Below are 22,241 nucleotides of genomic sequence, written 5' to 3'. Positions count from 1 at the left end.
CTTATTTTGACGGATTTGCGGAATTTTTGGGCAGCAGTCCAAAGCAAAACCCTCGCCCCTTCAAGTTCACAATAAGCTGCTCTAAAACAGCTGGCGCCCAAGGGTCTTTTCTAGACCAAATACCCAGGTGGGCCATGGTGATATCTCCATCCGCTAGATTGCGACTCGCTTTATCCAAAAGACTGCTGTTGGGATATTTATCAGAATTTAGCTCATCCCCCAAGAAACCAGCAGGGGCCCAACCAATGTGCTGATAGCCGCACATATCCCCCATCCGAATCAAAGTCGGTGATGTTTTACCGCCTGGGGCACGCCAAATCTTTTGTAACGGGTGCTCGGTAAGCTCCTGAAACCGCTGATCCACTCGGCGAATCTCTTTACACATCGCTGCTTCGTTATAGAGAATGGTCATACCCGCCTTAGGACCAAATTGAGGCTTTTCAAATACTTCACCCTTCGGACCGTCTTTCACAAAATACGTATGGTCATAGGTATGACTGCCAAAATGATGACCTTCTTTAACACGTTCTTGCCAATAGGCCTTCCAAGAATCATCTAAAGAAAAGTCGCCACGAAAGGTTTTCTCATTCGCCAAGAAAAAAGTGGCTTTGACGTTTTGTCGCTTCAGAATCTCAGCAACCTTTTCTGCTACTGACATATTGCCTGTATCAAAAGTGAGGTAAACCTTCTTGTTGCACTCAGCAGATTGAGCCAAGGCGCCTAATGAAAAACAGCCGAGCAAAAGCGCGGCTGCAGTACACATGAAAGTTTTATTACTCATGCACTTCATTATGAGGTTTACTCCCATCCAGCCCTTGGAGTAAAGAACACGCCATGTGGAGACTTGCCTACTGGAATCACAGCGATCAACTTCATCGAAGGAATATCAATCACACCTACCTTCTTCGAAAAGCGGAAAGTGACCCAGAGCGTTTTACCGTCAGGGGTAATTTCCATATCGTCAGGACCTGCTGGAAGACCGGTAATATCACCCACCTTCTCTAAGGTTTGCATATTAATCAGGCTGATGGTGGAAGCAATACGGTTACTTACAAATACATGTTTCTTGTCCCCCAAAGGACGGAAGTTGTGTGCACCTTTACCTGTTGGAATGCGCTTCACTTCTTTACGGGTTTTCCAGTCAATCACTTGTACATAGTCTTCGCCAGTGATACCCACCAGCAGGTATTGGTCGCCTGGCGTCATCCATAAACCAGCCGGAACTTTACCTGTAGGCATTACCCACAATACATTTTGTGTCTCGAGATCAATCGCAGCAAGCTCACTCGAATCCTGCAGCGTGATAAATGCAATCTTGCTATCGGATGTAAAAGCAATATGACTAGGTGTCTTGGCTAATTTCACAGTCTTAGCTAATTTCAGATCAGCACCGTTGGCTGCGTATATATCAACACGATCCAAGCGATTGCCATTTGCTATAAACCACTTGTGATTAGGTGAATAACCAATTTGGTATGGATCGATGATGTTAGGAATCTTGCCAGTCAATTCACCAGTAGTGGGATTCATCAAAACAACATCATTGCCAGCGGCGTTTGCAATCAATAACGTTTTTTGATCCGGCGTAATCATCAAGTGATGCGGCTCCTTCCCAACCGGAACCGTTTTCATTACTTGACGCGTTGTCATGTCAATCAAACTGACTGATGCTTCGCCAGAATTCAGAATCACTGCCAATTTAGGTTGATTTGCAGAAGATGCCGGAATTGCTGGATTAGCCGCCTGAGCAAAAGCGTGCTGATTGACTACAAGTAGAGACAATAGCGCGAAGTCCGCAAGTATGCGAAAACCTCTAATTTTGATAAATGTATACATGCCTCCATTGTAAGCAATCGAGGGGTCTAAATGACCTCTCTGGCTCAACGGATTTGACCTAGCGCAAACTTGCCAAAACCTTTTCAAGGCGCTTAAGAGACATCGGGGTTGGCGTTTTAAGCTCTTGAGCATACAAGGCCACCCTCAACTCTTCTAACTGCCAGCGGAAGTCGATCAAAGCCTGGTCTTCAGTCATTACATAAGAAGCGGAACCCTTATTACCCTGCATTAGCTTTTGCCATGGCCGGGCAACGGATTCCCAGTCTTTTTGACACTGGGCATCGCGACTCGGATTAGAGCGCAATTTATCTATCCGCATGGCAATGGCTTTTAAATACCGCGGCACATGTACTAACTGGGCATAGGGTATTTCTGCGACAAACTTTGGGAAAATTAATCCCTGCATCTGCGTCTGAATATCGGCATAAGCCGTTGGTGATGCCGCTTTCGCACTGGCAACCTTTTTCTGTAAATCCGCATAAGCCTGTAATGCGTTTAATGCATGGCGTGAGATCTCCTGGGCAATCAGTGCTAACCGTGGCTTACCGGCTTGAAGTCGCTCTGTAAATTGCTCCGCATTTACTGGAAGCGGCTCGGTCATAAATGCACGTTCAAGAGCGATATGAAGAATCTGCTCTATCAATCCATCTACTGATCCCACATTAATAAATAACAAGCCGAGTTCGCGGATTCCTGGCAACTGCTTTTGTAATGCCTTGAGTGTGTCCTTGTTATTCAGAGCAAACAAGCGTCGCAAGCCTAAGGCATGTTGTTTGCGGGCCTCTGCTAAGTCATCAAATACTTCTAGGTCACAATAATCAATACGATCCACTAAGGCGGGATAGCCAAATAAGGTCTTATTGCCTTTTTGAATCTCCAGAGTTTCTGGTAGTTCTCCAAACTCCCAAGTGCGATAACCGCCTTGCTCGACCTTGCGTGTGGCATTTGAAGGGCTGACACCGCCATTGACATTAGACCTACCTACTGGCGGCTCTACACCTAACTCGACCTGAGCCGCTTCTTGGGCAATCGCTTGGAAGGCACTACGGGCAGTCTGGCCATACTCTGAGCGTAAGCGAGCCAGGTTGCGCTCTACCTCCAGTTGTCGCCCATGCTCATCAATCAAACGGAAGTTCATCGAGGAATGCAAAGGTAGTGACTCCGGCCTAAAGTCGGTACGCTTAATCTCCAAGCCACGTTCTTTACGAATATCGCTAATCAAGCTATCTAAAAAGTCGCCAACACCAAATTGCTTCTCTTCCAACTTACGTTCAAGGAAAGACTTAGCGCAATCCGGGAGTGGCACACAGTGGCGCCTTAATTTCTGCGGCAAGGATTTGAGTAGCAGCAATACCTTTTCTTCACACATGCCAGGCACCAACCATTCGCAGCGACGTCCATCGACTTGATTGAGTTGGGTTAATGGAACAACCAGAGTCACACCATCTTTTGGGCTGCCTGGCTCGAAGTGGTACGTAAGACTCAGCTGTGCAGCGCCCACTAGCATGGTTTTCGGATAGCGATCGACGGTAATGCCCGCCGCCTCATGACGCATCAAGTCCGCCTTCTCTAGGCGAAGTTGACTATCTAAATCGCTTCCTTGATTGTTATCTTCTTTACCGTTTTTCGTCAGCGATGCTTTAAGACCTTCTCGACTACAAACGCCCTTAGGAATGCGAGAGTCATAAAAAGCAAATAGCAAATCATCGTCCACCAATACATCAGGACGGCGTGATCGATGCTCTAGCGCTTCAATCTCTTTGATCAGTCGACGGTTATGCCAGAAGAAACCAAACGCATTAGGGTATTTTTTCTTCGCATCCGTTTCTGTTTCCCGCTGGAGTGCGGGAGTGTCCATGCGCCCAAACATTTCTTCTTGGACAAGTGCTTGGCGAATAAATAACTCGCGCGCTTCTTCAGGGTTATGTGGCTCATAGCGTACGCGACGACCATGGTATATGGGCAGACCATATAAAGTGCCTCGCTCAAATGCCATCACCTCACCCTGACGGTTATCCCAAAAGGGATCACTTAAGGACTTGATGAGTCGATGTGCAGCAACCCGCTCAACCCACTGCGGCTCAATTTTCGCAATGGTTCTGGCATACATACGATTCGTTTCTTGCAACTCACCAGCCAGAATCCAGGCACCTGCTTTTTTACCGATAGTAGAACCGGGCCAGATAAATGGACGAATACCACGCGCTCCAATATAACCACCTGTCTTGCTATTGCGATCTTGGGATTTTTCATCCTCTTCTTTTTTGGCAACATATCCAAGCAAACCCGTCAGTAACGACAGGTGAACCTGTTCATATGTTGCCGCCAAACCATTTTCCCTCCACCCCTTCTCACCCAGCATCGTATGGAGTTGACCATGTACATCACGCCACTCGCGCAAGCGACGCGGTGACAGAAATTTACTCTTACAAAGGGTCTCCAGTTGACGATTGCTGTGCTTATGTTGCAAAGCGTCTTGATACCAATTCCACAGCTTTACAAAACTCAGAAAATCGGAGCGCTCATCCGCAAACTGGAGGTGCGCTTGATCTGCGGCACCCGCCTGATCCATAGGTCGGTCGCGAGGGTCTTGAGTGGCTAATGCAGAAGCAATAATGGTTACTTCCTTCAGAGCACTCTGCTCTTTTGCAGCAAGCAACATTCTGCCAATCCGAGGATCTAGTGGTAAATCCGCCAACTGCTTACCTATAGCAGTCAATTTGAAGTTGTTATTAATGTCTTTACTGGCATCCTTAGTGTCGACAGGTTCAGATTCATCAAATTCAATTGCTCCCAACTCATCAAGCAATTGCACACCATCAGCAATTGCCCTTCCTAGTGGCTTATCAATAAATGGAAAGTGTTGAATCTTGGGCAAACGCAATGAGCTCATACGTAGCAATACAGCAGCTAGTGAGCTACGTAATATTTCTGGGTCAGTAAATTGAGGACGAGCTAGATAATCTTGCTCGCTGTATAGGCGCACACAAATGCCATCCGACACACGACCGCAGCGACCCGCCCTTTGATTGGCGGCTGCTTGAGAAATAGACTCAATTTGGAGCTGCTCTACCTTATTACGGTAGGAATAACGTTTTACTCTTGCTAAACCACTATCAATCACGTATCGAATATTGGGAACGGTTAATGAGGTCTCTGCAACGTTGGTAGTCAGAATGATTCTGCGTCCATTACCCAGACTAAACACTCTCTCTTGCTCAGCAACCGACTGACGTGCAAATAAACTCAGAATCTCCGGATGAAAGCGTTGTTGTAGTAGATGGTCTTTGCGCAATGCCTCAGCACAGTCTCGTATCTCACGCTCACCTGGCAAGAACACCAAAACATCCCCAGCGCCGGCTGCACCTTCTCGCCATAGGTTCGTTATCGCTTCTGTTACGGCATCTGGAATTTCTTTTGCAGCCTTGGATTCTTTTTTTCCATCTAACTTATTGCCTGAATTCGCGTCTGGTTCTAATGGTGCATAACGCTGCTCTACAGGAAATAGTCTTCCACTCACCTCAATGACTGGCGCCACTTTGCCATTGATAGCAAAGTGTTCTGCAAAACGCTGGGCATCAATCGTTGCTGATGTAATGATCAACTTCAGATCGGGTCGCTTAGGGAGGAGTTGCCTCAGATACCCCAATAAGAAATCAATATTCAGACTACGCTCATGGGCCTCATCAATAATGATCGTGTCATAAGCGCGCAGCTGAGGATCTCGTTGCGTCTCAGCGAGCAGAATACCGTCTGTCATTAACTTGATAGAAGCAGTATTGCTAGTCTTATCAGCAAAGCGTACTTGATAACCAACATCCTGACCAATAGGTGAACCAAGCTCTTGGGCAATTCTTTTGGCAGTAGCTGTTGCCGCTATTCGGCGGGGTTGGGTGTGGCCAATCAGCTTGCCACCATTAATCGTGCCTCGCCCCAGATCTAAGCAGATCTTCGGAAGCTGGGTCGTCTTCCCTGAACCCGTCTCACCACAAACTATCACTACCTGGTGGCTCTGTAGGGCATCCTTGATCAGTTGACGCTGACCAGAGACCGGCAATTCCTCCGGAAAGCGAATGTCTGGCTTGCGCGAGGTGTTGGAAGCAGACACAGGCTTGGGGATTGCTTTGGGTTTTTGTTGGTTTATAGGCTCTTGCACCCTATAATTTTCTCACTATGCCGACAAATGCACCGAACCAGGCCTCTTTGGCTGAAGAAACGACCTCCAACTTCCCTTTTGTGGGGTGGTTGCGCGATGTTGCGCCTTATATTCATAGCTTCCGCGAGAAGACCTTTGTGATTGCATTCGCAGGCGAGCTTGTCCAAGAAGCCGGTCTTGAGAACCTCATTGAAGATATCGCCATGCTCCATGCCATGGGTATGCGGATTGTGTTGGTTCACGGCATACGCCCACAGATTGAAGAGCAGCTCATGCTCCGTAAGATCAAAAGCAAGTTCGGCAAGAGTGCGATGCACAGCTATCGGATTACCGATGCCGCCGCCTTGGAGTGCGTGAAAGAAGCTGCTGGTGAGTTGCGCCTTGATATTGAAGCCGCATTTAGCCGTGGTTTACCTAACACCCCAATGGCAGGATCTCGTATCTCTGTTATCTCTGGCAACTTCATCACTGCTATGCCTGTTGGCGTTGTCGAGGGTACCGATTACATTCATACGGGCTTGGTTCGTAAAGTTGACTCTGGCTCTATTAGACAATCTTTAGATAGCAATAAGATTGTGTTGCTTTCACCTTTAGGTTTTTCGCCAACGGGACAGGCATTCAATCTTGCCTACGAAGATGTGGCTGCCTCAACTGCCGCCGCCCTGAAGGCAGACAAGCTCATATTCTTAAGTCCATATGACGGCCTAAAAGACGCTGAGGGAGACTTCATCACCGAACTCTCCATGCCGCAGCTTCAAGAATATGTAGCGCAAAATAAAGATATGGACCTTGGCATGAAGGGCCTGCTAAATACTGCTGGTAGAGCAATTCGTGCTGGCGTGAGCCGCGTTCACTTCCTGCCCTGCAACCAGGATGGCGCTCTTTTAGAAGAGCTCTTTACCCATGATGGTATTGGCATGATGCTTGCTTCTTCCGATATTGAGAACCTGCGCGAAGCCAATCAAGATGACGTTGGCGGCATTCTGCAACTGACTATGCCTTTGGAGGAAGAAGGTATTTTGGCGGCACGTGGCCAGGATGTTATCGAGCGCGATATTCAACGCTTCTCCGTCATTGAGCATGACCGAGTACTCTTCGGTTGCGCCGCTCTTTTTCCATTTCCCAATGGTGTTGGCGAATTGGCCTGCCTCGCGGTTGATCCAGATGTACAGGGATCGGGAGATGGCGAGCGCCTGCTCAAGCGGATAGAGATGCGTGCCAAACAAGAAGGTATCAAAAAATTATTTGTTCTCACCACCAGAACTGAGCATTGGTTCTTAAAGCGTGGCTTTAAACGGGCATCCGTTGATGATTTGCCCGTAGAAAGAAAACAAATTTATAACTGGGACCGCAAGTCCATGGTTCTCACTAAAGATCTATAAGTAGTCTCGGCAACTTCAGAAATACAAGAAAGGCATTACAGATGGCACGCATGGTTCAATGCATCAAACTTAACAAAGAGGCTGAGGGCTTGGATTTCGCCCCACTTCCAGGCGAACTTGGTAAAAAGATTTGGAATCAAGTTTCCAAAGAAGCTTGGGCCGCCTGGTTAAAGCAGCAAACCATGCTGATTAATGAAAACCGCCTCAATATGGCTGACCCACGCGCACGCCAATACCTCTTAAAGCAAGTAGAAAAGTACTTCTTTGAAGGCGGCGCAGATACGGCACAAGGTTACGTACCTCCAGCAGAGTAAATATTCATTAGCTTTTGATTAATGATGAATTTGGGGTGTTGACATCCCTAAATCACAGGCATAGGATGAGATCGTGGTGAGGCAGTTATGGTGCCCCACTGCATTGGCGAAAGCCACTCTCAATAAGTACATCTATGTACTTATAGGCTAAGGAACTAAATACCTTCCGAGAGCCTGTGCCATGCATACCATGGCAAACAAACCCGATGGGGATGCCCCGTCGGGTTTTTTAATATCTGAATATCCATGCTATGTTTAGAGAGCTATGCGTTCCACGCCAGCAGCATTACTCACCAGCAATATATTGGCTTTTTCTTTGGCGAATAAACCAACGGTAATAACGCCAGCGATTTGATTAATTTGCGCCTCCATCTTCAAGGGGTCGGCAATCTTCAATCCCGCAACATCCAAGATCCAGCCACCGTTATCCGTCACAAATGGCTCGCTCGGTGTTTGATTGAGATCGGCGCGAGTGCTTTTAGCTAAACGCAGTGTCACTTTGCCGCCAAACTTCTCTAACTCCCTACTCACAATACCTTTAGCTAGCGGAATGATTTCAACTGGTAATGCAAAATTACCCAGCACAGGCACCTGCTTAGATGAATCGCAAATACAAATAAATTGTTTTGCCATAGAAGCAATAATCTTTTCTCTCGTGAGTGCTCCACCCCCACCTTTAATCATGTGGCCAGCAGGATCAATTTCATCTGCGCCATCGACATATGCAGGAAGACCTTGGACATCGTTGGGATCAAGCACTTTAAAGCCATGTTTGAGTAAGCGCTCAGTAGTAGCATTGGAGCTCGATACCGTGCCAGCAAAATGATCCTTATGCGGAGCTAGTGCATCAATGAAGCAGTTGGCAGTCGAGCCTGTACCTACCCCCAAAATCTGCCCCGCAGGCAATTTGAGAACTTCATCCCGAGCCGCCTCGCCCACCATTTGCTTTAATTGATCTTGATTCATATACCTGCTGAGCGCCCTTATGCCTTTGTTGGAATGAAGTAATAATCCATCTATCATATGATATTCAAAAAAAACTTACGAGTATTGAGCAAGCCCATGAATACTACTACCTCGGCACAAAGTCAGCTAGACCAACTAAAGAATCTCACTACGGTCGTAGCTGATACAGGCGATTTTGAGCGCATGCAAGCGTTTCGGCCCCAGGATGCAACTACTAACCCCTCGCTGATTTTGAAGGCTGCTCAGCAAAGCAATTACCAAGCTTTGGTGCAATCTGTAAAAGCAGCGCATCCAGGCATGCACCCAACAGACTTAGTTGATTACATTTTGGTTGCTTTCGGCCTAGAGATTTTAAAAATCGTTCCAGGTCGCGTTTCGACCGAAGTAGATGCCAGACTCTCTTTCGACACCAGGGGCACAGTGGCTAAGGCCAAACATTTAATTGCCTTATATGAATCTCATGGCATTGATCGCCAACGTATTCTGATTAAATTAGCTGGTACATGGGAAGGTATTGCCGCTGCAAAAGAATTAGAAGCACAAGGCATCCATTGCAATATGACTCTGCTCTTTTCGCTTATTCAAGCTGCAGCTTGCGGAGCGGCGAATGCCAAACTGATCTCTCCGTTTGTCGGTCGTATTACCGATTGGAATAAAGCAAAGCTAGGCAGCAACTGGAGCGATGCTAATAATGGCGGCGCAAATGATCCAGGCGTCACATCAGTGAAGAGAATATTTCATTACTACAAACACTTTGGTATTCCTACCGAGATCATGGGCGCTAGTTTTCGCAATACCAGTCAGATATTAGAGTTAGCCGGTTGCGATCTATTAACCATTAGCCCAGAACTATTGGCTGAACTTCAAAATGGCAATGCACCTGTTGAGAAAAAACTCGATCCCGCTAACGCCAAAGCGGCATTACAAGCAGAAGGCATTACACAATTGAAGCTCGACGAATCGAATTTCCGCCTGCAACTGAACAATGATGCGATGGCAACGGAGAAATTGGCTGAGGGAATTCGAAACTTCTGCGTAGATACCGAGAAGTTGGAAGCATTACTGGCTAAGTAACTACTTTTTACCAGTATTAATACCCAGTATTGAATAGGCTGGGCAATTGCCGATCATTCCGGTTAAGAGTGGGATAACCCCTATCCAAGCCCAAGGGCCAGTGATACCAAAACCAGCTAAACCCATTAGCGTGACACCAACTGTCATTCGCAGAACGCGGTCAGTGTGTCCAATATTGCATTTCATATGAAACTCCTTGGTTTAGTAGGTTGCTACTTGGTTAACTTACTTGGTTACTTTAGCCAAGCGCTGTCTTAATGCCTCATACAAGCATACGCCACTTGCAACAGAGACATTCAAACTAGAAACGACGCCTTGCATTGGGATGCGGACGAGTTCATCACAGTTTTCCTTGGTAAGACGACGCATACCCTCGCCTTCGGCCCCCATCACAATGCCAATAGAGCCTGTGAGATCAATGTCATAGATCGATTTGGTCGCCTCATCATCGGTGCCAATGAGCCAAACACCTGCTTCTTGCATTTCTTTCATGCTACGAACAAGATTAGTCACCGTAATCACTGGCATTACTTCCGAAGCGCCACTGGATACCTTGCTTACCGTAGCATTAATCGAGGCAGAGCGATCTTTCGGAATTACGACAGCGTCAACACCAGCGCCATCCGCCACACGAAGGCAGGCACCAAAGTTATGCGGATCCGTTACGCCATCTAATACTAGAAATAGTGGCTTCTCTTGAGCGCCCTCTACATCCTCAACCACCTCAGAAATGGTTCGAGCAACCGTCATTTTTTCAGCCAAAGCAACTACACCTTGATGGCGATCATGGCCAGTTAACTTATGCAAGCGCTCAGCATCAGCCGCATGCAAACGCTCACCTAAAATCTCTTCGGCTTGCTTTAAAAAATCCCCCATCCGTCTATCACGCCGACTGGGGTCAAAGTACACGGATTTTAGGCTGTCTGGATCTACCCTTAAGCGCGCTTGTACTGCATGAAAACCAACTAGTATTTGCTTCATCTATCTACTTCATCCTTATTTGCGGCGAGCCTTAGTATTGCGAACCGGAGGTTTACTTCCTGCGGGCTTACCGACAGACCTACCAGGCTTTGCGGACTTACTGTTCTTACGGGCAGCTTTGCTCTTAGACTGGTTAACCCCTAAAGTACCTGCGGATTTAGCCGCATTCACATTAATGCCGCTAGGCTTTTGTGGAATCTTGTTATCAGGACGACTTCTTTTTGATGCTGCCTTCTTATTTGGTCTACCGGTATCCGTTGCCAATAACAACTGACGACGATTAGATGACCCTCCAGGCTCGGCACCAACAGATTTAACCAAACTGAATTCAATCTTACGTGCATCAAGATCAACGCGACTGACCAACACATGCATACGATCGCCTAAGCGATACCGAATACCGGTACGTTCACCACGCAACTCTTGGCGCGCTTCGTCATACTGGAAGTAATCTCCACCAAGTTCGGTGACATGCACCATCCCTTCAACAAAAAGATTCTCAAGCTGAATAAATAAGCCGAAGTTAGCGACACCAGTGACTGTGCCCGCATACTCTTGACCCAAATGGTCACGCATGTAGTAACACTTCAGCCATGCTTCCACATCTCGTGATGCCTCATCAGCACGACGCTCATTAGATGAGCAGTGAACACCCAATTGACCCCAGATTGGTAATGCAGCATTGGCACCTTTAGGAGGCTTAGCGCCCTTAGCGACTCCTGCCTTAGCATCACTTTGAGATTTTTTAGCATTCACTGCATTCTCACGACCTTTACCCTTGCGCGGCAATGTGAGGTTTAGTGGAACCTTAGGCGGCAAGACTGGCACGTAAGACTTTTTCTGCAGAATCGACTTGATCACCCGATGGGTTAGCAAGTCAGGATAACGGCGAATCGGGCTGGTGAAATGAGAATACGCTGGATAAGCTAAACCAAAGTGGCCTTCATTATCTGGCTGGTACATGGCTTGCTGCATCGAGCGCAATACAACTGACTGCAACATATTGGCATCAGGCCGCTCTTTAATTTCACGCATTAATTTAGCGTAATCACGTGGCTTGGGCTTATCGCCGCCGCCTAATGAGAGCCCTGAGGTTCTCAGGACTTGGCGTAATGTCATCAACTTCTCTTCAGATGGCTCGCCATGGACACGATAGAGGCTGAGGTGCTTATTTTTCTCAATAAAGTCTGCTGCACAAACGTTAGCAGTCAACATACACTCTTCAATTAAGCGGTGAGCATCATTACGAATGCGTGGCTCAATGCGCAGTATCTTGCCAAGCTCATTACTAATAATTTGTGTCTCAGTAGTCTCAAACTCAATTGCGCCGCGCTTCTCGCGAGCAGCGAGCAAAATCTTATACAGCGAATACAGATTACCCAGTAAAGGACGGAACTGTGCAAAGCGCGCAGCCTCGGGACCTTTGCTATTGGAAAGGATTTCCCAAACCGTGTCATAAGTAAAGCGTTGCGCCGAGTGCATTACTGCTGGGTAAAACTGATAAGCTAAAACTATACCGTTGTTATCGACAACCGAATCACACACCATACATAAACGGTCTACACCAGGGTTCAGAGAGCAAAGACCGTTAGAGATTTTCTCGGGAAGCATCGGTATAACGCGTCTCGGGAAATACACCGAAGTTGCGCGCAATAAACCTTCGTCATCTAATGGCTGACCTGGTTTTACATAATGGGATACGTCAGCAATCGCCACAATCAGACGCCAAGCCTTAGTCTGGCCATACATTACCGGCTCGCAATACACAGCATCATCAAAGTCACGCGCATCAGCACCATCAATGGTGACCAAAGGTACGTCACGCAGGTCAATACGACCCTCTAAATCAGACTGCTGGACTGTATCAGGCAATGCTGCTGCCTCTTTCATGGCAGCTGCTGAAAATTCATGGGGCACGCCATATTTACGGACAGCGATTTCGATTTCCATGCCTGGATCATCAATCTCGCCCAGGACTTCCACAACGCGACCAACCGCTTGGCGATAGCTATCTGGGTAATCAATGATCTCCACACTAACGACCTGGCCTAACTTAGCTTGTCCTTGACCCTTTGGCGGAATCAAGATGTCATGACCAATGCGCTTATCTTCTGGCGCAACAATCAGAACCCCGTTTTCATTTAAGAGGCGACCGATCACTACTTTGTTGGCATGCAGCACTACCTCGACGATCTGTCCTTCTGGACGACCACGTCGATCTGTTCCCAATACTCTGACATTGACTCTATCGCCGTGCATCACGCGTGACATTTCTCTTTCCGAGAGAAAGATGTCTTCACCACCATCATCGGGAATAACAAATCCAAATCCATCTCGATGCCCCTGAACTGTTCCTAAACGGTCAGCCTCGCGTGGCATCAAGTCTTTTGCTTTACGCATTTAATTCCTTCGGCAATCCATGCCCTGTATATATCTACCGATATCTATTTTTGTTCTGAATAAGGCTACTGTATCAAACCACTAAGTCTGAATGGAAAAAGCCAAAATGGGGTCGAAAATGCCCAAAAACACCTATCCCCCTATAATAGAGGCATGCCCAGGTGGCGAAATTGGTAGACGCACCAGCTTCAGGTGCTGGCGATCGTAAGGTTGTGGGGGTTCGAGTCCCTTCCTGGGTACCACGAAATAGCCCGCTAAGCCTTATTCTATAAGGCTTTCAGGGTTTTTCAAAAAATTATTTTTGGCGCTGCGTTGACAGCAATCCCTTTAAATACAAGGGCCTTTTCACTCTCTCTTAATCTTTACACCACAATTACACCAAAATTACACCAAATTAGAAGTGGCTAATAGAAAAATAAAAAAGCCCCATATCTGGGGCTTCTCATTCGCCAACTCAACAATACATCTTATGCACAAAGGGATAGCTCAGCATGGCTATGTATTAACTGCCCATCACCATTAAGCAAACCAATTTCACGAAGTTCGCTTTTAGTTTGCGAAAAATTGTTTTGAATAGTTTTCAAGCATTGCATTGCCTCATCGTTAGATGATATAGACCCCGAAAGATCTTTTTGCTTAATGATTTTTAGTGTCATATTCATATGCAACTCCTTATATATGCCTCTGCTTTTCTAGAAGCTCGACAAGTCTATTACTTTCGTCAATATCCTTTGACTTTACTGCATAAATAAGCATTTCTAAATGCAAAATTTGTTGCTTAGCATTCAACATTTTTTGGACTAGGTCATGCTTATCGTTTTGCTCAAAATAACCAATAATTGCCGTAAATACTGATTCAACAACCTTTACACGCAACATCTTATCTTCAGCGTTTGGTTTTGGCTCCGAAAGAAGATTCACAAAACCAAGGTGCTCTACACTTTTTAAAACCTCAGATGCTGTCTGAAACACATCAGCACAAATTTGATCAACCCTTTGCTCAATCTGAACCCATGTAGCACTTCCTCCAGCAACCGCCATAAAACCCCTCTAAGAAAACAAAAAGCTCCAGCTTCGCCAGAGTTGATGCGGATTTATTCCGAGCCCCAATTATCACACAAATTATTACAGATAACGCAATACCCTACTAAAAACCCCACAGTAAATCGTTGTTTTTATTCAGTTTTCTAGTAAACTGACCAATTAAAGCCTTCCAAGCCTGCTATTGGAGGATGTCTTTCCCATCGGCTAGCCAATAAAGAATTACACCAAATTTACACCATCGACCCGCAAGACCCATTCAATCAAGGTTCAGAAGTCCCTTCCTGGGCACCATATACACCTACAAAGATCTATATGGGAGCTAAAGCTCTTTTTTCAATAGCTGAATGTTTTTCCTTCGCCCAAAGAAAAACCGCCCGAAGGCGGCTTTTTATAAAGGCTTATTAATGACTGTGGACGTCTTTCAGCGCTGCCTTAGCGGCATCCTTATGCTCTGCAGGACTTAGTGCTGCAACTTCTTTTAAGAATTTAGCAGTATCAATCTTCTTGCCCCCTAACCAAGTGCCTTGAACTTTGACTTTTTCCAAGATCTCATTCGGATTAACGGTAGTGATGTCTGCTGAGAGCTCGACGATATCAGCATACTTACCAACCTCGAGAGAACCTATCTCGTGATCGCGTTTAAGTTGATATGCACCATTCATGGTGGATGCTTTGAGTGCCTGATCCATGGTTACCGCCTGATTAGCCCCATGGACATTTCCAGCTTCGGTGGTACGAGTCACCATATGCTGAATATTTCTGAGTGTATCTGGGGGTGAAACCGAACCATCGTTATGAAAAGAGGGGTGGATATCAGCCTTAAATGCATCATTGACACGCTGCCATTCAGCGCCATACTCTGATTTAAACATCGTGCCATCTAACAAATCACCCCAATAGATATATTGGAACGGCGCCATGGAAACTGTGACGCCTAGACTTTTCGCCCGCTGGAACTGATCTGCTCGTGCCGCCCCCAAATGCTCAACGCGCCACCGGTGATCAGTGCCCAAGAGTTTGTACTTGGTCAACGCATACTCATAAGCATCCAAGACCACATCAAAACCAACATCCCCATTACAGTGGAATGACATTTGATAGCCCATCGGCGTATATTTATCCAACATTTGATCTAACTGTAGGCGCGTGTAATTCATACCCTTCTCACCTAGCGGCCCAATAATGATTTCTGCGTCTTTGGTACGTTGATTTTCTAGATATGGAAAACTCTGCGCCACATTACCCAACCATGGGCTACCATCGGCCCAAAGCTTAATGCCATTTTTGCGTACCATGCTCGGATCAGGCCAAGCAACTTGATCGCCCGCATCCGCATCAATTGCCATGTGATAAACGTGCATTCTTAATGGGCTATTTGGCATTGAAGCCAACGCCAAATATGGTTTGTATAGGCCACTGTTATAAGTATGCTCAGAGGTTGAGGTGATGCCTTTAGAGGCCATAAAGGCGTACCACTCAGCACCAGACATCAACGGCTTTGGAATAGCCGTCGGAAATAAAGGACCAACTACCGCCATCAGGGCCGCAGCTTCATTAGCCACCCCATTGGATGTTCCATCTGGGTTGCGACCGTAACTACCTCCGACTGGATTTGCCGGTGGCTTACCGTCCTTCCATCCCAAAAATTTCACGGTTGCCGAATTAAAGTACACCGCATGGCCAGAATTATCAATCACTATCACGGGGCGACCACTTGGAGTAAGTTTGTCCAATACATCTTTGGTTGGAAGTGGTGCTTGTTGTAACAAACGATCCACACCATTAAAAATGAGTGGCACGCCTGGCTTTGCCTCTTTATCCGACTTCAGAATTTTTGCTTGAACATCTGACCAAGACTTGTAACCGACATAGGGCGCAACCCAATAAGCAGGAGCTTGTGTCGTGATACCCGAGAGCATGGGGTGATTATGGGGATCAATGAACCCCGGCATTAGAACGGTATTGCCCAAATCCTTAAAGGTTGCATTAGGGGCTGAAGCACGCACATCCTTTAATGATCCAACTGCAGTAATCTTTTTTGTACTGGTATCAAAAGCAATCGCTTCTGCGCGCGGACTTTTGTCATTCATGGTGATAATGTTTGCCGCTTTCAGGACCATAATTTCTGCTGAGGCAAAAAGTGGCACGGAGCACGCTACCAATGCAGAAATAGATTTGGAAATTAAGGTGCGATTCATTTTTTTCACAGGATCCCCATTAAGTGATTAATTCCCAAGAATTATGCCATTCTCAAGTCAGCCCTATATCGTCGCCCTAGAGCCTAAATAGCTTTAATATAGGGCACCTACCCAACAGTTTGCCTACCTTGACTAACCCCTTAAACCCCACCTTACTCAAAAAAGAGAATCAAAAGGCTAAAGGCATTAGCCTATTTTCAGCCACTGCCCTAGGCATCGGTGGGATGATGGGGGCGGGGCTGTTTTCTCTTTTGGGCACTGCAAGTGCACATGCTGGTTCGCACATTCCTTTGGCGTTCTTACTAGGCGCCATTGCCGCCTCGTTCTCGGTCTACTCTTATGCCAAATTGGGCGCTACCTTTCCTAGTAGCGGAGGCGCCGCTACCTTTACGGTCATGGGTTTTGGACCCGGAGTAATTTCTGGTGGTCTTAATATCTTTCAATACATCGCCTATCTGATTGCAGCAGCACTCTATGCCGCCGGATTTTCTGAATATGCCAACACTTTGCTTGGTGGTGATCTATCCCCATTCGAAGTGAAACTTATTAGTGCTGGCATTGTCGTTTTGTGCGCTGGCATTAACTTACTGGGGACCAATATTGTCGGTAAAGCGGAAACTCTGGCTATCGGCTTTGTAACGGTTGCCCTTTTACTCTTCTCTGCAGAAGGCATTCATACTGCCAATATTGCCGCCTTCCAAGTTTCAAGCTGGTCAATCAATGGCATTGCAATTGCCACAGGCATTTTGTATATCAACTACCAGGGTTTTGGGGTAGTGACCAATTCCTCTAATGCTATGCAAGAGCCACAAAAAGAGCTGCCACTAGCCATGTTCTCAGCCCTGATTTTGGTGACCATTGCTTACATCCTAGTCAGTACTGCAGCAGTACTATTACTCCCTCCTGCGCTAATGCTGCAGTACAACGGCCACGTATTGGCCGACGCCGCTCAAATTGTCTCGGGACGAGCAGGCTTTGTATTGATTGGAACCTCCGCCCTATTAGCATGCGCAGCGGCACTCAATGCCACCATTTTTGCCGCTTCGAATATTGCTGCTGACATGGCGCATAAAAACTCCATCTCAAAAGTTCTTGGTGAATCCGTCTTAAAAACAGAATTGCGTGCATTAACTATTTCCGCACTTTTGGTGATTGCCCTCGTATTGGCATTTCCGCTCGATGTCGTAGGCAAAATGGCAAGCTTGGCCTTTTTGCTAGTGTATGCGGCTATTACTTATGGGCACATTCGCGTGCGCAATAAAACGGGGGCCAAATTATGGCCGCTCTGGGCAGCCATCATCATCAATCTCAGCTTATTTACGACTTTATTTATCAACATGGTCGAAAGTGCCAAGGGTAGCGCAATCGTTTTGGTTGCCGCTTTAATTGGATCCTTTGCGCTTGAGGCAAGTTCACGTAAATTTCAGAGCAATAAATTAAAGTCCCATTGAGCGGTGCAAGATTTTAGATTTCATTTCTAGCCAGAGACTCTCGAAATCCTCGATTTTTTCATCAGATAACTTGATAGGCTCGTAGAGAGAGCCAAAAATAATTGAACTCTTCTTTGCCAGAGTCTTTTCAAATTCACTCAAGCCAATTGGCTTATCGTCCATATCCCTAGTCAGCTCAGCCGAGCAGACAATCGCCTGAACATCATCTCGATCGATTACCGCAAACTCAATAAATTGCTGATTCTTTTCAACAATAACCAAGGTGCCTCGAGCGTAGCAAACTGCTTCATGAGCCTGCACGATGTACGTAAGAAATTGATTTTGCTCATCCTCAGATTTAAAGGGGAGATCATCAATAAAAAAGAGGTATTGGTCGCCCTCGCCATTCACTAATGTAAATACCTTTGGTACGACACCATGACCCAAAGCCAAGTTACGGTAATAGGTGGAAATTTCTACAGCAAGATTTTCAGCGAATAAGTGCATGGCGATTCACAAAAGAATTACTCTTTACGGGTTTTTATAGATTCGATGATTTTATAGAATGCATCTGGCTTGACGGAATTCTGCCCTTTAAACGGTTGATCAGTAATCACCAATAAAGAAATCAATGCTCCCATGGTCACTGGCAAAATCTTTAACCCCAAGAAAAAAGAATCTGATGGTAGGAATAGTGTATTGATTCCCAACAATGCGAGCATACATATCAGAATAACCACCCAAAACAGTCCAGGTAAGCGAACATTGGCATGCTCAATACGGGCTTCTCGGCTTTCAGCCACTTCCTCGGATTTTTTAATGATGTCGGTATACATCGCAGTTTGTCGATTGCTATGAGGCTCAATAGACATCAGCTTTCTGGAGATGCCGCGCCAAAGCATATGCGTCTTGGTGCTTCCCTCGCCCTTTTGCAGCAAAGCCCATTCATCATCAACAATGGAATTCATATACTCAAAAAGCTCTGCCCGAATCGGCGCTATCGATGGGTCGCCAAAACGAGTCAATAAACGATCTAGATTATTAATGCGCCCAGCCTCTTGTGATACTAAGGTCTGAACTTCCCGAAAGTTAGACTGTGCTTGATTTAATAAAAAACCAATCAGCAGTCCACTTAAGGTAATGATTGACCCAAAAAGAGCTAGACCCAATCGAGTGCTATCTTGTGTCGGCGCAAAGACTGGGATAAATTGCAGCAAGCGGGGCAATACATCTAACAAAGTAACAAAAAACAGAATCAATATTAAAAGAATTTGGACATTGCTTTTTTTGTATACCCAATTAAAGAAGGCATCCTCACGTCGATTATTCATATAGCTTAGTTGTTAATGTGTTTTTGTAAAAACTGAATGGTTCTCTCCCAAGCAAGCTGCGCTGCTTCCGCGCTGTACTTTAATGGGGCCAAACCTCGAGTGTCTGACTTGGGATTTGCAAAAGCATGTTTTGTATCATAGCGGTGGAATTCATAAGCCACCCCGGCTTGCTTTAGCTTCTCTTCCAGCTGATCCACACCAGCAATTGGAAAAAACTCATCATGCATAGCCCAGTGCCCCAGCATAGGCTTCGTAATTGCTTTTGCATCAACATACTCTAGGGGCGGATTACCATACCAAACAATAGAAGCATCCAATTCAGGAACATTGCACGCAGCCAGAATAGTTAGCGCACCACCCATACAAAAACCTGTCACGGCTACTTTTGCGCTGCCAGTTGCCTTTAAGTATTGAACAGCGCCTCGGATGTCCTGACCGGCTGCATCACCAAAATTGAGATCGCCCATGAGATGTTCGGCCTCATTTGCCTCGAGCGCCAATTTGCCGCGATACAAATCCGGCACTAATGCCCGATACCCCGCTTTAGCAAAGCGTTCCGCGACGGCTTTGACTTCATCATCCAGACCCCACCACTCTTGAATAACAACAATCCCTGGGGCATTCGGTTTATCGATGGGCTCAGCCAAGTATCCCTTCAGAACTTGTCCATCGGGCCTTTTAAATTCGATCATGAGACCTCCTTATGTTTTTATGTTTTTGCGTTCTTGTGTTCTTGCGTTCTTGTGTTCTTTTATTTTTATGGTTTTTTTGCATCTGAATGAATATATCCTACCAGCCAGAATGTCAACAATCCACAAATCGCCGCACCATAGCCAACGAGGTTGTAGTGCTGCATCATGCCATTCGGGCCAATGGTCACCACCCAACCCGCCAAGACAGAAGCAATACCAGAAGAGAGCATTTGTACGGAGCCAATCAGACTCATAAACGTACCACGTACTTTGCTCTCCACAATCTGACTCACCATAGCCATTGCAGGGATCATTCTTCCAGATACCAAAATAAAGAATGCTGTTGAGTTAATCAGCACAACCCATAAGGGGACAACTGGTAGATTCGTTGTAACCAATAAAGGAATTAAGCTGATCATCGCCAAGAACCTAAATACAAGCACCTTACCGTGCTTATCCGCCATATGCCCGATAAAGCGAGAGCTCATCAAAGTAGCCAGTCCGCCACAAAGATAGATCAAGGAGATATAAGAATTACTAATTCCGACATTAGATGTTAGATATAGGGCGATATACGGGATTACCGAGAACCCAGTAATCATGATCAATGCCATAAATAGGAAGGCTTTGATATTCTGAGGGGCAACTAAGATTTTCCAAATTTGGCTAATGCGACTCCCCTCATGGGCATGACCTAAGTGGCCCGCAATTCTAGGAATGTTTCGGTAACCCAGATAAAGAATGAAGGCCGAAACAAAGGCGATAAAGAAGAATGGTGCACGCCAACCCAAAGATGGGATATGGTTCGCTAGAAACAGTCCTAATGGGACACCAGCAACCGTTGAAACCGAGAATGCAGCCATGACCGTTCCCAAGGCCTTGCCTCTTCTCTCAAATGGAATTGAATCCGCTACGATGGTTTGAACTAAGGAACCTAAGATACCCCCGAAGGCACCAGCAAAAGCTCGGGCTATAAACAGCAATTCATAGTTTGGCGCCAAACCACAGGCTAGCGTTGCGATGATGAAGCAAGCATACAAACTTAAGAGCAGCTTTCTTCGTTCAAATCGATCTACATAGTAGGTTGCCAAGATGCCTGCGGCAGCTGCAGCAAAAGTATAAGAAGAAAGCAATAAACCAAATTGATGCGTATTGATATTGAGCACCCGAATAAATTCAGGGCCCAAAGGCATCATGATCATGAAATCAAGAATATGCGTGAACTGAATTCCCGCCAATGAAAACAAAAAGAAGCGCTCACGCTTCTTGGTTTCAGTATTAAGGGCGATGGTGTTCAAGGGCTACTTTACTTGGGGTAATCAATGTGACATTATCAACCCTGATTCAGAAAATTGCTTATCCAGAACCCATAGAAATACACCCCAATATATGTCAGTCACCCTAAACCTCATCAGTCAGTCTAGTTTCGATGGAATCCCGCTGCTACCCTTGGTGAGAGACTCTCTTTATGGTGTGCTGGGCTTGTTGCTGATTCTTTTATTTCATGGCAGCGCAATTAATTACATTATGCTGCGCTTCGAGCAACTTGCAAGTCTATCGCTATCAAAAAAGCACTATAACCGTGTATTTTTTCACTTCTATGTCACTTTCTTTTTTATTGCCTTAGTGCACATGATCGAAATTATCATATGGACGGTTTACGTTCTTGAACTCCACTTAATTCAGGATGGCATTAGAACCCTGCTCTTCGTAGGAAGCTGCTACACAACCATCGGATTTATTGAGGATATCTTGCCGAACGGCTGGAAAAGTCTCGCCTTCTTCATCTCCTTTTCAGGTTTATTTTCCATGGCATGGACTACATCCGTCATGATCGGCATGACCAATACCTTCAAAACTGCCTGGAATATGAAGCATCGCCGAAAAGATCCTAGCGCCTCTTAAGGTAATAACCATATACGCATCGAGCGCCTCCTCTAGAGGGGTCATGCGTATCATGAATCACGCCATCGACAATCGTGGTGAGATGTTTAGAGACTTTGGCTATCAGTACCCCCTTAGGCAACTCATCAGGGCATAAATGCACCTGGCAGCCAGCACCTATTTTCATGGTCGGCACCCATTCAAATCCTTGTGCCAAGATGTAATCATGAAAAACATTACGATGATTACCATTCCTAGGTGAAGAGCCTTTTGCATTGAGCCGCTTTGCCAAGCGATCATTTCTGAGTTGGGCATAACTCTCATTTGCCAGCCTTAAATCTTCATACACTTTCATATAGGGTAGATTTGCAGCAATTGCGATGGCCCTCACAACACAGTCCCCTGCGCCACCTTTAAAACCAGCCTGCTCCCTGCCACCGTCATTGAATTGAAATGGAAAGCGGGAATGGGTTTTAGTGAAGAGGTTTAAAAATCCGAACATATGTTGCTAGCCAATAAAAAATGGATTTGCTTTTCGGGCAAATCCATTTTT

Annotated in this window: 20 protein-coding genes and 1 tRNA gene; 6 read left to right on the top strand and 15 right to left on the bottom strand. The window is 46.0% G+C overall.

Translation table 11 applies throughout. The annotated features are described in order from the left end of the window. Position 1: 1 nt before the first annotated feature. The 3 genes from ICV36_RS03730 to hrpA are packed head-to-tail and all read right to left on the bottom strand — an operon-like array spanning position 2 to position 5,992. Positions 2–790, bottom strand: a complete 789-nt coding sequence (locus ICV36_RS03730) for a polysaccharide deacetylase family protein (RefSeq protein WP_371743211.1) — start codon at positions 788–790, stop codon at positions 2–4. 8 nt (positions 791–798) lie between these two features. After that, positions 799–1,836 (bottom strand): cytochrome D1 domain-containing protein, encoded by a 1,038-nt coding sequence (locus ICV36_RS03725; RefSeq protein WP_251375073.1) that lies wholly within the window; start codon positions 1,834–1,836, stop codon positions 799–801. Between the two features lie 58 nt (positions 1,837–1,894). After that, positions 1,895–5,992: an ATP-dependent RNA helicase HrpA gene (hrpA, locus tag ICV36_RS03720; RefSeq protein ID WP_371743210.1), complete on the bottom strand. Its 4,098-nt coding sequence runs from the start codon at positions 5,990–5,992 to the stop codon at positions 1,895–1,897. 17 nt (positions 5,993–6,009) lie between these two features. Between hrpA and argA the strand changes: the two genes are divergently transcribed. Continuing rightward, on the top strand, positions 6,010–7,374 hold the full coding sequence (gene argA, locus ICV36_RS03715) for an amino-acid N-acetyltransferase (RefSeq protein WP_215401210.1): 1,365 nt from the start codon (positions 6,010–6,012) through the stop codon (positions 7,372–7,374). Between the two features lie 41 nt (positions 7,375–7,415). Continuing rightward, on the top strand, positions 7,416–7,688 hold the full coding sequence (locus ICV36_RS03710) for an oxidative damage protection protein (protein WP_215401209.1): 273 nt from the start codon (positions 7,416–7,418) through the stop codon (positions 7,686–7,688). Between the two features lie 255 nt (positions 7,689–7,943). Here ICV36_RS03710 and rpiA read toward each other — a convergent pair whose 3' ends face one another. Next, entirely contained in the window at positions 7,944–8,654 is a 711-nt protein-coding gene (gene rpiA / locus ICV36_RS03705) for a ribose-5-phosphate isomerase RpiA (protein WP_215401208.1), read from the bottom strand. Between the two features lie 96 nt (positions 8,655–8,750). On the opposite strand from rpiA, the gene tal reads away from it, so the two are divergent. Further along, positions 8,751–9,728 (top strand): transaldolase, encoded by a 978-nt coding sequence (gene tal, locus ICV36_RS03700; protein ID WP_215401207.1) that lies wholly within the window; start codon positions 8,751–8,753, stop codon positions 9,726–9,728. Here the strand turns inward: tal and ICV36_RS03695 are convergent, their stop codons facing one another. The 3 genes from ICV36_RS03695 to rnr are packed head-to-tail and all read right to left on the bottom strand — an operon-like array spanning position 9,729 to position 13,109. Further along, on the bottom strand, positions 9,729–9,914 hold the full coding sequence (locus ICV36_RS03695) for a DUF2892 domain-containing protein (RefSeq protein ID WP_215401206.1): 186 nt from the start codon (positions 9,912–9,914) through the stop codon (positions 9,729–9,731). It lies immediately after the preceding gene. 39 nt (positions 9,915–9,953) lie between these two features. After that, on the bottom strand, positions 9,954–10,709 hold the full coding sequence (rlmB, locus tag ICV36_RS03690; protein ID WP_215401205.1) for a 23S rRNA (guanosine(2251)-2'-O)-methyltransferase RlmB: 756 nt from the start codon (positions 10,707–10,709) through the stop codon (positions 9,954–9,956). A 15-nt stretch (positions 10,710–10,724) separates the two neighbouring features. After that, a complete protein-coding gene (gene rnr / locus ICV36_RS03685; protein WP_215401204.1) occupies positions 10,725–13,109 on the bottom strand; it encodes a ribonuclease R in 2,385 nt (794 codons plus the stop codon). A 155-nt stretch (positions 13,110–13,264) separates the two neighbouring features. Between rnr and ICV36_RS03680 the strand changes: the two genes are divergently transcribed. Beyond that, positions 13,265–13,351, top strand: a tRNA-Leu gene (locus tag ICV36_RS03680). 225 nt (positions 13,352–13,576) lie between these two features. On the opposite strand, the gene ICV36_RS03675 is transcribed toward ICV36_RS03680, so the two are convergent. The 3 genes from ICV36_RS03675 to ICV36_RS03665 form a co-directional block, all read right to left on the bottom strand. Continuing rightward, positions 13,577–13,771: a hypothetical protein gene (locus ICV36_RS03675; RefSeq protein WP_215401203.1), complete on the bottom strand. Its 195-nt coding sequence runs from the start codon at positions 13,769–13,771 to the stop codon at positions 13,577–13,579. 10 nt (positions 13,772–13,781) lie between these two features. Further along, positions 13,782–14,150, bottom strand: a complete 369-nt coding sequence (locus tag ICV36_RS03670) for a hypothetical protein (protein WP_215401201.1) — start codon at positions 14,148–14,150, stop codon at positions 13,782–13,784. Positions 14,151–14,554: 404 nt separating this feature from the next. Then, positions 14,555–16,351: an amidohydrolase gene (locus ICV36_RS03665; protein WP_215401200.1), complete on the bottom strand. Its 1,797-nt coding sequence runs from the start codon at positions 16,349–16,351 to the stop codon at positions 14,555–14,557. Positions 16,352–16,479: 128 nt separating this feature from the next. Here ICV36_RS03665 and ICV36_RS03660 point away from each other — a divergent pair, with 128 nt between their 5' ends. Next, positions 16,480–17,802: an APC family permease gene (locus ICV36_RS03660; RefSeq protein WP_215401198.1), complete on the top strand. Its 1,323-nt coding sequence runs from the start codon at positions 16,480–16,482 to the stop codon at positions 17,800–17,802. Here ICV36_RS03660 and ICV36_RS03655 read toward each other — a convergent pair. From ICV36_RS03655 to ICV36_RS03640, 4 genes are all read right to left on the bottom strand, one after another. Then, positions 17,788–18,288, bottom strand: a complete 501-nt coding sequence (locus tag ICV36_RS03655; protein WP_215401196.1) for a hypothetical protein — start codon at positions 18,286–18,288, stop codon at positions 17,788–17,790. The two genes, ICV36_RS03660 and ICV36_RS03655, sit on opposite strands and share 15 nt — an antisense overlap. A 17-nt stretch (positions 18,289–18,305) precedes the next feature. Beyond that, positions 18,306–19,112: a DUF4239 domain-containing protein gene (locus ICV36_RS03650; RefSeq protein ID WP_215401194.1), complete on the bottom strand. Its 807-nt coding sequence runs from the start codon at positions 19,110–19,112 to the stop codon at positions 18,306–18,308. Positions 19,113–19,117: 5 nt separating this feature from the next. Further along, on the bottom strand, positions 19,118–19,804 hold the full coding sequence (locus ICV36_RS03645; protein ID WP_215401193.1) for a dienelactone hydrolase family protein: 687 nt from the start codon (positions 19,802–19,804) through the stop codon (positions 19,118–19,120). 65 nt (positions 19,805–19,869) lie between these two features. Then, positions 19,870–21,102 (bottom strand): MFS transporter, encoded by a 1,233-nt coding sequence (locus ICV36_RS03640; RefSeq protein WP_251375072.1) that lies wholly within the window; start codon positions 21,100–21,102, stop codon positions 19,870–19,872. Positions 21,103–21,193: 91 nt separating this feature from the next. Here ICV36_RS03640 and ICV36_RS03635 point away from each other — a divergent pair, with 91 nt between their 5' ends. After that, positions 21,194–21,709, top strand: a complete 516-nt coding sequence (locus ICV36_RS03635) for a hypothetical protein (protein WP_215401192.1) — start codon at positions 21,194–21,196, stop codon at positions 21,707–21,709. On the opposite strand, the gene ICV36_RS03630 is transcribed toward ICV36_RS03635, so the two are convergent. After that, positions 21,696–22,190 (bottom strand): hypothetical protein, encoded by a 495-nt coding sequence (locus ICV36_RS03630; protein WP_215401191.1) that lies wholly within the window; start codon positions 22,188–22,190, stop codon positions 21,696–21,698. The genes ICV36_RS03635 and ICV36_RS03630 overlap by 14 nt on opposite strands. Positions 22,191–22,241: the final 51 nt, after the last annotated feature.

This window comes from Polynucleobacter sp. MWH-UH35A (genome assembly GCF_018687075.1).
Classification (GTDB): domain Bacteria; phylum Pseudomonadota; class Gammaproteobacteria; order Burkholderiales; family Burkholderiaceae; genus Polynucleobacter.
This window is presented reverse-complemented; position numbering and strand designations above follow the sequence as displayed.